Annotated in this window: 10 protein-coding genes and 1 pseudogene; 2 read left to right on the top strand and 9 right to left on the bottom strand. The window is 65.7% G+C overall.

Annotated elements, in window-relative coordinates:
- The 9 genes from AC27VN_RS23085 to AC27VN_RS23045 form a co-directional block, all read right to left on the bottom strand.
- On the bottom strand, positions 1–114 hold a 114-nt coding region (locus AC27VN_RS23085; protein ID WP_296781557.1), incomplete at its 3' end, for a GTP-binding protein.
- Between the two features lie 142 nt (positions 115–256).
- Positions 257–2,356 (bottom strand): elongation factor G, encoded by a 2,100-nt coding sequence (fusA, locus tag AC27VN_RS23080; RefSeq protein ID WP_093355336.1) that lies wholly within the window; start codon positions 2,354–2,356, stop codon positions 257–259.
- 96 nt (positions 2,357–2,452) lie between these two features.
- The gene (gene rpsG, locus AC27VN_RS23075) at positions 2,453–2,926 is read right to left on the bottom strand and encodes a 30S ribosomal protein S7 (RefSeq protein WP_007829591.1); all 474 of its coding nucleotides are present in this window, start codon (positions 2,924–2,926) and stop codon (positions 2,453–2,455) included.
- Positions 2,927–3,081: 155 nt separating this feature from the next.
- Positions 3,082–3,459 (bottom strand): 30S ribosomal protein S12, encoded by a 378-nt coding sequence (gene rpsL / locus AC27VN_RS23070; protein WP_057597516.1) that lies wholly within the window; start codon positions 3,457–3,459, stop codon positions 3,082–3,084.
- Between the two features lie 228 nt (positions 3,460–3,687).
- Positions 3,688–4,857 (bottom strand): D-alanyl-D-alanine carboxypeptidase family protein, encoded by a 1,170-nt coding sequence (locus AC27VN_RS23065; RefSeq protein ID WP_093355333.1) that lies wholly within the window; start codon positions 4,855–4,857, stop codon positions 3,688–3,690.
- 45 nt (positions 4,858–4,902) lie between these two features.
- On the bottom strand, positions 4,903–5,541 hold the full coding sequence (locus AC27VN_RS23060; protein WP_208510575.1) for an alpha/beta hydrolase: 639 nt from the start codon (positions 5,539–5,541) through the stop codon (positions 4,903–4,905).
- A gap of 86 nt (positions 5,542–5,627) precedes the next feature.
- Positions 5,628–5,984 (bottom strand): (2Fe-2S) ferredoxin domain-containing protein, encoded by a 357-nt coding sequence (locus tag AC27VN_RS23055; protein WP_490878022.1) that lies wholly within the window; start codon positions 5,982–5,984, stop codon positions 5,628–5,630.
- Positions 5,985–6,022: 38 nt separating this feature from the next.
- Positions 6,023–7,141, bottom strand: a complete 1,119-nt coding sequence (locus tag AC27VN_RS23050; RefSeq protein ID WP_490878021.1) for a VanZ family protein — start codon at positions 7,139–7,141, stop codon at positions 6,023–6,025.
- A gap of 5 nt (positions 7,142–7,146) precedes the next feature.
- A complete protein-coding gene (locus AC27VN_RS23045; RefSeq protein ID WP_093355324.1) occupies positions 7,147–7,575 on the bottom strand; it encodes a CopD family protein in 429 nt (142 codons plus the stop codon).
- Between the two features lie 343 nt (positions 7,576–7,918).
- On the opposite strand from AC27VN_RS23045, the gene hemB reads away from it, so the two are divergent.
- Positions 7,919–8,935 carry a porphobilinogen synthase gene (gene hemB, locus AC27VN_RS23040; RefSeq protein WP_296781553.1) on the top strand — a complete coding sequence of 339 codons (1,017 nt, stop codon included), beginning with the start codon at positions 7,919–7,921 and terminating at the stop codon, positions 8,933–8,935.
- A 59-nt stretch (positions 8,936–8,994) separates the two neighbouring features.
- Positions 8,995–9,263: pseudogene (locus tag AC27VN_RS23035) on the top strand (magnesium transporter CorA); the annotation flags it as partial.

The raw sequence follows: 9,263 nt of genomic DNA, 5'->3' as shown, positions 1-9,263 counted from the left end.
CGACGACAGCACCGTCGCGATCGCAGCCGTCAGCGTCGTCTTGCCATGGTCAACGTGACCGATCGTGCCCACGTTCACGTGCGGCTTCGTGCGGGTGAATTTACCTTTTGCCATTTTTCAATCCTTGAAAGAGCAGTCCCGTGTATTGGTTTTATGTCTGCATCCGATTGCTGGATCGCCTCGCACGGGAACAAGACGGCACCGGATCGCAGACAAGAAGGGCCGCGCACTGCGCGGCCCTGCATTCCTGAAACGCTTACTTCGCGCGGGCAGCCACGATGGCTTCGGCGACGTTACGCGGAGCTTCGGCGTAGTGCTTGAACTCCATCGTGTACGTGGCACGGCCTTGCGACATCGAGCGCAGCGTGGTCGAGTAGCCGAACATTTCCGACAGCGGCACTTCGGCCTTGATGGCCTTGCCGCCACCGACCATGTCGTCCATGCCCTGCACCATGCCGCGGCGGGACGACAGGTCGCCCATCACGTTGCCGGCGTAGTCTTCGGGCGTTTCGACTTCCACGGCCATCATCGGCTCGAGGATCACGGGGTTGGCCTTGCGGGCACCTTCCTTGAAACCGAAGATCGCGGCCATCTTGAACGCCATTTCGTTCGAGTCCACGTCGTGGTACGAACCGAAGTGCAGCGTGACCTTGACGTCGACGACGGGGTAGCCCGCCAGCACGCCTTGCGTCAGCGCTTCCACGACGCCCTTTTCCACCGCGGGGATGTATTCGCGAGGAACCACACCGCCCTTGATGGCGTCGACGAACTCGAAGCCCTTGCCGGCTTCCTGGGGTTCGATCTTCAGCACGACGTGGCCGTACTGGCCCTTGCCGCCCGACTGGCGAACGAACTTGCCTTCGGCTTCTTCGACGGTCTTGCGGATCGTTTCGCGGTAGGCTACCTGCGGCTTGCCCACGTTGGCTTCCACGCCGAATTCGCGCTTCATGCGGTCCACGATAATTTCGAGGTGGAGCTCGCCCATGCCGGCGATGATGGTCTGGCCCGACTCTTCGTCCGTGCGAACGCGGAACGAGGGGTCTTCCTGAGCCAGGCGCTGCAGCGCGATGCCCATCTTTTCCTGGTCGGCCTTGGTCTTGGGCTCGACGGCCTGCGAGATCACCGATTCCGGGAACACCATGCGCTCGAGCGTCACGACCGCTTCCGGATCGCACAGCGTTTCGCCGGTGGTCACTTCCTTCAGGCCCACGCAGGCGGCGATGTCGCCGGCGCGGATTTCGCTGACTTCCTCGCGGTTGTTCGCGTGCATCTGCACGATACGGCCGATGCGTTCCTTCTTGCCGCGCACCGGGTTGTAGACGCTGTCGCCCTTGCTGAGCACGCCCGAATAGACGCGCACGAAGGTCAGCTGGCCCACGAACGGGTCGGTCATCAGCTTGAATGCCAGGGCCGAGAACTTCTCGTTGTCGTCCGCCTTGCGAACCACGGGCGCTTCGTCTTCGTCGAGGCCGTTGACCGGCGGAATGTCGGTCGGAGCCGGCATGTATTCGACGACGGCGTCGAGCATGGCCTGCACGCCCTTGTTCTTGAAGGCCGAGCCGCACAGCATCGGCTGGATTTCGCCGGCGATGGTGCGCTGACGGATGGCCTTCTTGATTTCCTCTTCCGACAGCTCGCCGCCTTCGAGGTACTTGTTCATCAGCTCTTCGCTGGCTTCGGCAGCCGCTTCGACGAGCTTTTCGCGGTATTCGTTGCAGACATCGACCAGGTTGGCCGGGATGTCGCCGTACTGGAAGGTGACGCCCTTGTCTTCGTCCCAGATGATCGCCTTCATCTTCACGAGGTCGACGATGCCCTGGAAGTGCTCTTCGGCACCGATCGGGATCTGGATCACGACGGGGTTGGCCTTCAGGCGGTCGACCATCATCTGGCGCACACGCAGGAAGTCGGCGCCGGTGCGGTCCATCTTGTTGACGAACGCGAGACGCGGAACCTTGTACTTGTTGGCCTGGCGCCAGACGGTTTCCGACTGGGGCTGCACGCCGCCGACGGCGTCGTACACCATCACGGCGCCGTCCAGCACGCGCATCGAGCGCTCGACTTCAATGGTGAAGTCCACGTGGCCGGGGGTGTCGATGATGTTGATGCGGTGTTCTTCGAACTTGCCAGCCATGCCCTTCCAGAAGCAGGTGGTGGCAGCCGAGGTGATCGTGATGCCGCGCTCTTGCTCTTGCTCCATCCAGTCCATCGTGGCGGCACCGTCGTGCACTTCACCGATCTTGTGGTTCACACCGGTGTAGAACAGGATACGTTCCGTCGTCGTGGTCTTGCCAGCGTCGATGTGCGCGGAGATGCCGATGTTGCGGTAGCGCTCGATGGGGGTCTTGCGGGACATGATTTACTTTCGGGTTGAAATGCGTTGAGCGCTGGGCCCCGAGCACGGGCACAACGCCCGACACTCGACACCCAACGCCCAAGCGAAGTTTGATTCTTAGAAGCGGAAGTGGCTGAACGCCCGGTTGGCTTCTGCCATGCGGTGCACTTCGTCGCGCTTCTTCATCGCGCCGCCACGGCCTTCCGTGGCTTCCATCAGTTCGTTGGCCAGACGCAGGGCCATCGACTTCTCGCCGCGCTTGCGGGCGGCTTCCTTGATCCAGCGCATCGACAGGGCGAGGCGGCGGACGGGGCGGACTTCGACCGGCACTTGATAGTTCGCACCGCCAACGCGGCGCGACTTCACTTCGACCATCGGCTTCACGTTGTTGATGGCAACGGTGAACGCTTCGAGGGGGTCCTTGTCCGGGTTCTTCTTCTCGATGAAGTCGAGCGCGCCATAAATGATGCGCTCGGCAACAGCCTTCTTGCCGCCTTCCATGATCACGTTCATGAACTTCGACAGCTCGACATTGCCGTACTTGGGATCCGGCAGGATTTCACGTTTGGGGACTTCGCGACGACGTGGCATTTTCTTAACCTCTTTGCTTCAGTTGGCACCGTTTCCGGCACCGCGAGAGTCGACTCGGACCCTCACTTACTCGACCCAACTTCGGGTCACTACGCTCGACATGCCCGCCAAGGCACTCGAACACCGATGAAACAACTACTGAAAGAAGAACCCGATCAGGCCTTCTTGGGGCGCTTCGCGCCGTACTTGGAACGCGACTGCTTGCGGTCTTTCACGCCTTGCAGGTCGAGCGAACCGCGCACGATGTGGTAACGCACACCGGGCAAGTCCTTGACACGACCGCCGCGAACCAGCACGACGCTGTGTTCCTGCAGGTTGTGGCCTTCGCCGCCGATGTAGGAAATGACTTCGAAGCCGTTGGTCAGGCGGACCTTGGCAACTTTACGAAGTGCCGAGTTCGGCTTCTTGGGGGTCGTGGTGTAGACCCGGGTGCAGACACCGCGACGTTGCGGCGAGTTCTGCATGGCAGGGCTCTTGGACTTGATCTTTTCGACCGTCCGGCCCTGACGCACCAGTTGATTGATGGTTGGCATGAATGAATTAGTCCCAAAACGAGAAATACCCCGGTGGTGCCTTGCGGCGCCCTGGTCTGGTCGTGACCCAGGAATCCAGGAACCGGGAGATGACGCAAACGTGAATCCCTTCGGAATTTTCCGAAAAGCCCACGAGTATAGCAGCGGGCTTGTGAAACGGCAAAGTCAGGCGGGTTTGGAAGCCTTCAGCCCCCTGCCGCCGGCCTGAAGCCGCCCCTACCCTGCCGATTACTTGATCCAGAGCCGCACCGCATCCCAGGCGCGGCCCAGCATGCCGGCCTGTTCGACCGGCTCCAGCGCCACCAGCGGCACCTCGGCCACCGGCTGATCGTCGAGCGTGACCTTGAGCGTGCCCACGGGCTGGTACTTGGTGAACGGCGCCACCAGCGGGTCGGGGCGCGCGATCTGGGTCTTGAGCTTGCTGGCCATGCCCGCGGGCACGGCGACCACGATCGGCTCGGGGCGGCCGAGCTTGAGCACGTTCTGCTTGCCCTTCCAGACCGCCGGCGTGGCCGCGGGCTGGCCGCCGTCGAACAGGCGCACGGCGTCGTAGGCGGTGTAGCCCCAGTTCAGCAGCTTCTGCGATTCGTTGGCGCGCACGGTTTCGCCCGAGGTGCCGAGCACGATCGACAGCAGGCGGCGGCCGCCGGTCAGGTTCGGGAAGTCGCGCTTGGCGGTGGCGATCATGCAGTAGCCGGCGGCCTCGGTATGGCCGGTCTTCAGGCCATCGACGGTCGGGTCGCGGAACAGCAGCAGGTTGCGATTGGTGTCGTTGGTCGAGGGCGTGCCCGGGTAGCGGTACTTCTTGATCGCGTAGTACTTGGCTTCCTCGGGGAAATCGCGCACCAGCCGGGTCGCCAGGATGCTGAGGTCGCGCGCGGTGGTGGTGTGGCCGGGCGCGGTCAGGCCCTCGGGGTTCTTGTAGGTGGTGTTCTTCATGCCCAGCACCTTGGCCTGGGCGTTCATCAGCTCGACGAAGTGTTCGACCGTGCCGCCCACGCCCTCGGCCAGCGCCACGGTGGCGTCGTTGCCCGACTGGACGATCAGGCCCTTGATCAGGTCTTCCACCGGCACCTGCATCTTGGGGTCGATGAACATGCGCGAGCCCGGCATCTTCCAGGCGCGCGGGCTGACCGGCAGCGTCTGCGTCAGGGTGATCTTCTTGGCGCGCAGCGCGTCGAACACGATGTAGGCCGACATCAGCTTGGTCAGCGAGGCGGGTTCGACCGGGCTGTCGATGTCCTTCTGCGCGAGGATCTGATTGGCCGTCACGTCGAGCAGCAGGTAACTGCGCGCGGCGATCTCGGGCGGTGCCGGCACCTGGGCGGCGGCGATCAGGCAGACGGAAGCGGCGGCGGCGAGCAACAGCGCGCGGGCACCGTGGAAGAAGCGATTCATGGGAGCAATGGAGAAGAAACGAAGACGTGCCTGCAAGCCAGGCTTTCAGGCGGCCGGGTTGTCTGCGCGCAGATGGCGCACGACCAGGCTCTTGAGCAGCGGCAATTGTCCGTGAAAGAAATGGCCGCCCCCGGGGACGACTGTGACAGGAAGTGACTGCGGCCGCGCCCAGTCCATGACCGCCGACAGCGCCACCGTGTCGTCGGCCTCGCCGTGGACCACCAGCGTGCGCTCGTGGGCCTCGGGCGGCAGCACGGCCACCGTGTTGCGCGCGGCTGCCGTGCCGACCAGCACGATCTGGCGAACGTCGCGCGCGGCCCAGAGCTTCTCGACCGCGCCGCTCGCGACGAAGGCGCCGAAGGAGAAGCCGGCGATCGCCAGCGGGCCCTCGGGCGCGAGCTGGCCGACCACATGGAGCATGTCCTCGAGCTCGCCACGGCCCTCGTCGTGCACGCCCTGGCTCGCGCCGACGCCGCGGAAGTTGAAGCGCACCGCGGTCCAGCCGCAGGCGATGAAGGCACGCGCCAGGGTCTGCACCACCTTGTTGTCCATGGTGCCGCCGAACAGCGGATGGGGATGCGCGATGACGGCGATGCCGCGCGCGGCATCGGCCGGCTGGTCGCGCTGCACCTCGATGACGCCGGCGGCGCCCTGGAGGCTGATCTTTTCGGTCTGGGAATTCATGAGGCTCGGATTGGAACGGGCCGGCAGGCCGACGGTGGAGGGGTGCCTGCGGCGAGCACGGTACGAGCGCAGGCCCGACTGAAAGTTCAGCGCCCGACGTCGGGCGGCAGCAGCAGCCGCTCGACGATCTCGCCCTTCTTCAGGTGCGAGTCAACGATCTCGTCGATGTCGTCGGCATCGACGAAGGTGTACCAGACCGCCTCGGGATAGACCACGGCGACCGGCCCGCCGGCGCAGCGGTCGAGGCAGCCGGCCTTGTTGACGCGCACCTTGCCGGGCCCCGAGAGCCCTTCTTCCTTGACCCTGGCCTTGCAGCGGTCGAAGCCCTGCTGGGCGTTGTGCATGGCACAGGAATCCTCGCCGTTCTTGCGTTCGTTGAGGCAGAAGAAGATGTGGCGGCCGTAGTAGCCCGAAGGCACGGCGTGGCTGGCGGGGGTGGGCATCGGCGGATTCTAGGACCGCCGCCCATGCACCCGGCCCTTCAGGCGGCCGGCGGCCGGCTGCGCCGCGACAGCAGGAAGATCACGTAGGCCAGCACCCCGAACGGCCAGAGCCAGCCCAGCCACTGGGCCAGCCCGTGGAAGCGGATGAAGCGCCCCTGCTCCCAGGTCGCCAGCGTCTGCGCGAAATAGGCGCTCTCGGGCGCCTGGTTCAACAGGCTCAGCTGCAGCACCAGCGCCACCAGCAGCAGCGCGCCGCACAACCGGCGCGGCGCGAACAGCAGCAGCACGCCGGCGAAAAGCGCCGCCGTCATGCCGACTTGCGCCGGCAGCTCGAGCCAGGCCCAGGCATGGTCGGGGCCGTAGCTCAGCGCCGCCGACAGCGCCGAGGCCGCCACGCCCGTCAGCAGGATCAACGGCAGCAGCACCGCGCGCTGCACCACGGTGCGCGCCACGAGATAGCTCAGCAGGCAGGGCACCAGCGCGCCCAGCATCACGCACAGCAGCTCGACCGCCGGCACCAGCGGCTCGAGCTCGAACTGGCGCACCGGCAGCCAGTCGATGAACGGGGTGTCGAGCAGCCATTCGGAGATCGCCGCCTCGAGCCGCTCGAACACCTGGCCCAGCCCGAAGGTCACGGCCGCGGGGAACAGCAGCGCGAACGGCCACAGCGCCAGCAGCACCAGCGCACCGCGGGCCTCGTCGACGAACCATTGCGCCCGGACCCGCCCCCAGTGGGCGACCGCGCCGAAGCGCTCGAGCGCCACCGCCAGCACCGCGCCCAGCAGCGCGCCGGCGCTGTTCAGGCCCAGGTCGACGTTCGAGGGAATGCGCGCCGGCAGGTAGCTCTGCAGCGTCTCCATCGCGAAGGACACGGCCACGCCCGCCAGCGTGGCGCGCAGCACGGCGCGGCCGATGCTCGAGGTGCTGCGGGTGCGCAGCACCGACAGCGCGCAGAGGAACCCGAAGGGCACGTAGCCCGCGACGTTGATCGCGAAGTCGAAGCCGGTCCAGTACTTGGGCCAGGGCGCCGACAGGTAGGCCCAGGGCGCGATGCCCTGGTCGCGCCAGTCGGAAAAGGGATAGAGACTGGCATAGACGATCAGCGCCGCATAGGCCAGCGCAAGGGGCAGCGCGGCGGACTTGTGCTGCGTCGCCACCGCCGTCAGAAGGGCTTGACCACGACCAGGATCACGATCGCCAGCAGCAGCAGCACCGGCAGCTCGTTGAACCAGCGGTACCAGCCGTGGTTGCGCCGGTTCTCGCCGGCGGCGAAGCGGCGCAGCAGCACCGCGCAGCCGTGGTGGTAGCCGATCGCCACCAGCACCAGCGCCAGCTTGGCGTGCATCCAGCCGTTGCCCGGGCCGCGCCCGATGCCGTAGCCCAGCCACAGCCAGAGGCCGAAGCCCAGCGCCGGCACGGCCAGGAAGGTGGTGAAGCGCAGCAGCTTGCGCGCCATCAGCAGCAGGCGCTCGCGCTCGGCGAGCGACTCGGGCGGCACCATCGCGAGGTTGACGAAGATCCGGGGGAGGTAGAACAGGCCGGCGAACCAGCTGGCGATGAAGACGATGTGGAAGGACTTGACCCAGAGCATGGCGGTCAGTTTAGTGGCCGGCCCCCGCTGGCTGCACCCGGTTTCATCGGTCCCCACGAAAGCGACGGACAAAAAAAAGCCCGACGTCTTCACGTCGGGCTGGGAAGCCCTTTTGCTGTCACACATCAAGGCACCCGCTCAGGGAGGAAAAGCGGGGGACGGCAAGCCGTCCGGGGCAGAATTTAACAAAGACGAAACAAGGTTTCAAGCGACCGGTGCGCTTTAATTAACAATCTAGGGTAAAAATTTATTACTTTGGTACTACTAATTTCCGTAGTTGTCGGACAACTGCCCCCATTCATGGCAAAAGTTCGGGAACTTTAGTTCGGGCACAATTTTCCGCATGAGCTCCACCCTTTCATCCTTCGCCGCCTTCCCCGCCGGGCGCCCGCGCCGCCTTCGCCGCGACGCCTTCACGCGCAACCTGGTGCGGGAAAACGCCCTGACCACGCACGACCTGATCTACCCGGTGTTCGTGCAGGAAGGCAGCGGCCGGCGCGATGCGGTGGCCTCGATGCCGGGCGTGGAGCGCCTGAGCCTCGACCTGCTGCTGCCCGTGGCCGAGCAGTGCGTGGCGGCCGGCATCCCGGTGATGGCGCTGTTCCCGGTGATCGATGCGAGCCTCAAGACCCCGTCCGGCGACGAGGCCTTCAACCCCGACGGCCTGATCCCGCGCGTGGTGGCGGCGCTCAAGGCGCGCTTTCCCGAACTGGGCGTGATGACCGACGTCGCGCTCGACCCCTACACCAGCCACGGCCAGGACGGCCTGCTCGACGACAGCGGCTACATCCTCAACGACCCGACCGTCGAAGTGCTGGTGAAGCAGGCGCTCACACAGTCGCAAGCCGGCGTCGACATCGTGGCGCCCAGCGACATGATGGACGGGCGCATCGGCGCGATCCGCCAGGCGCTCGAGGCGCGCGGCGACGTGCACACGCGGATCATGGCCTACAGCGCCAAGTACGCGAGCGCCTTCTACGGCCCGTTCCGCGACGCGGTCGGCTCGGCCGCCAACCTCGGCAAGAGCAACAAGAAGGTCTACCAGATGGACCCGGGCAACAGCGACGAGGCGCTGCGCGAGGTGGCGATCGACATCGCCGAGGGCGCCGACATGGTGATGGTGAAGCCCGGCATGCCCTACCTGGACATCGTGCGCCGCGTGAAGGACGAGTTCCGCGTGCCGACCTTCGCCTACCAGGTCAGCGGCGAGTACGCGATGCTCAAGGCCGCGGCCCAGAACGGCTGGCTCGACCACGACGCGGTGGTGCTCGAGAGCCTCCTGGCCTTCAAGCGCGCGGGCGCCGACGGCATCCTCACCTACTTCGCGCTCGACGCCGCCCGCCTGCTACAAACTAAGTAGCACAATGGGTCCGCCCGGCCTTCGGTCCGGGCCATCTTGAGCAAGCACGGGGGCGCGCGATGCGAATCTTCGAAATCAACACCTCGCAGGTCAGCGAGCATGCCGCGCTGGCGCCGCTGGCCCTGCCCGGCTCCTGCAGCGCCGCCAGCTACCTCTGGATCTCGCTCACGCGCGACGAATTCCGCGCCTCGCTGCCCGAGGTGCAGCAGATCCTGCAGACGCTGTGCCAGACCCAGCTGGTCGACCTGCACGTGGCCGACCTGCTGAACGACCAGTTGCCCTCGCACAGCGACTACACCTCGCAGTACGACGTGCTGGTGTTCCGCCG

The organism is Variovorax sp. 20P10.2.4 (assembly GCF_058244205.1).
This window is presented reverse-complemented; position numbering and strand designations above follow the sequence as displayed.

What these genes read in the sequence shown, in the direction of transcription:
- hemB (WP_296781553.1), top strand. Translation starts at nt 7,919, where the DNA reads ATGAGCTCCACCCTTTCATCCTTCGCCGCCTTCCCCGCCGGGCGCCCG.
- rpsG (WP_007829591.1), bottom strand. Translation starts at nt 2,926, where the DNA reads ATGCCACGTCGTCGCGAAGTCCCCAAACGTGAAATCCTGCCGGATCCC.
- fusA (WP_093355336.1), bottom strand. Translation starts at nt 2,356, where the DNA reads ATGTCCCGCAAGACCCCCATCGAGCGCTACCGCAACATCGGCATCTCC.
- rpsL (WP_057597516.1), bottom strand. Translation starts at nt 3,459, where the DNA reads ATGCCAACCATCAATCAACTGGTGCGTCAGGGCCGGACGGTCGAAAAG.
- AC27VN_RS23045 (WP_093355324.1), bottom strand. Translation starts at nt 7,575, where the DNA reads ATGCTCTGGGTCAAGTCCTTCCACATCGTCTTCATCGCCAGCTGGTTC.
- AC27VN_RS23060 (WP_208510575.1), bottom strand. Translation starts at nt 5,541, where the DNA reads ATGAATTCCCAGACCGAAAAGATCAGCCTCCAGGGCGCCGCCGGCGTC.
- AC27VN_RS23065 (WP_093355333.1), bottom strand. Translation starts at nt 4,857, where the DNA reads ATGAATCGCTTCTTCCACGGTGCCCGCGCGCTGTTGCTCGCCGCCGCC.
- AC27VN_RS23055 (WP_490878022.1), bottom strand. Translation starts at nt 5,984, where the DNA reads ATGCCCACCCCCGCCAGCCACGCCGTGCCTTCGGGCTACTACGGCCGC.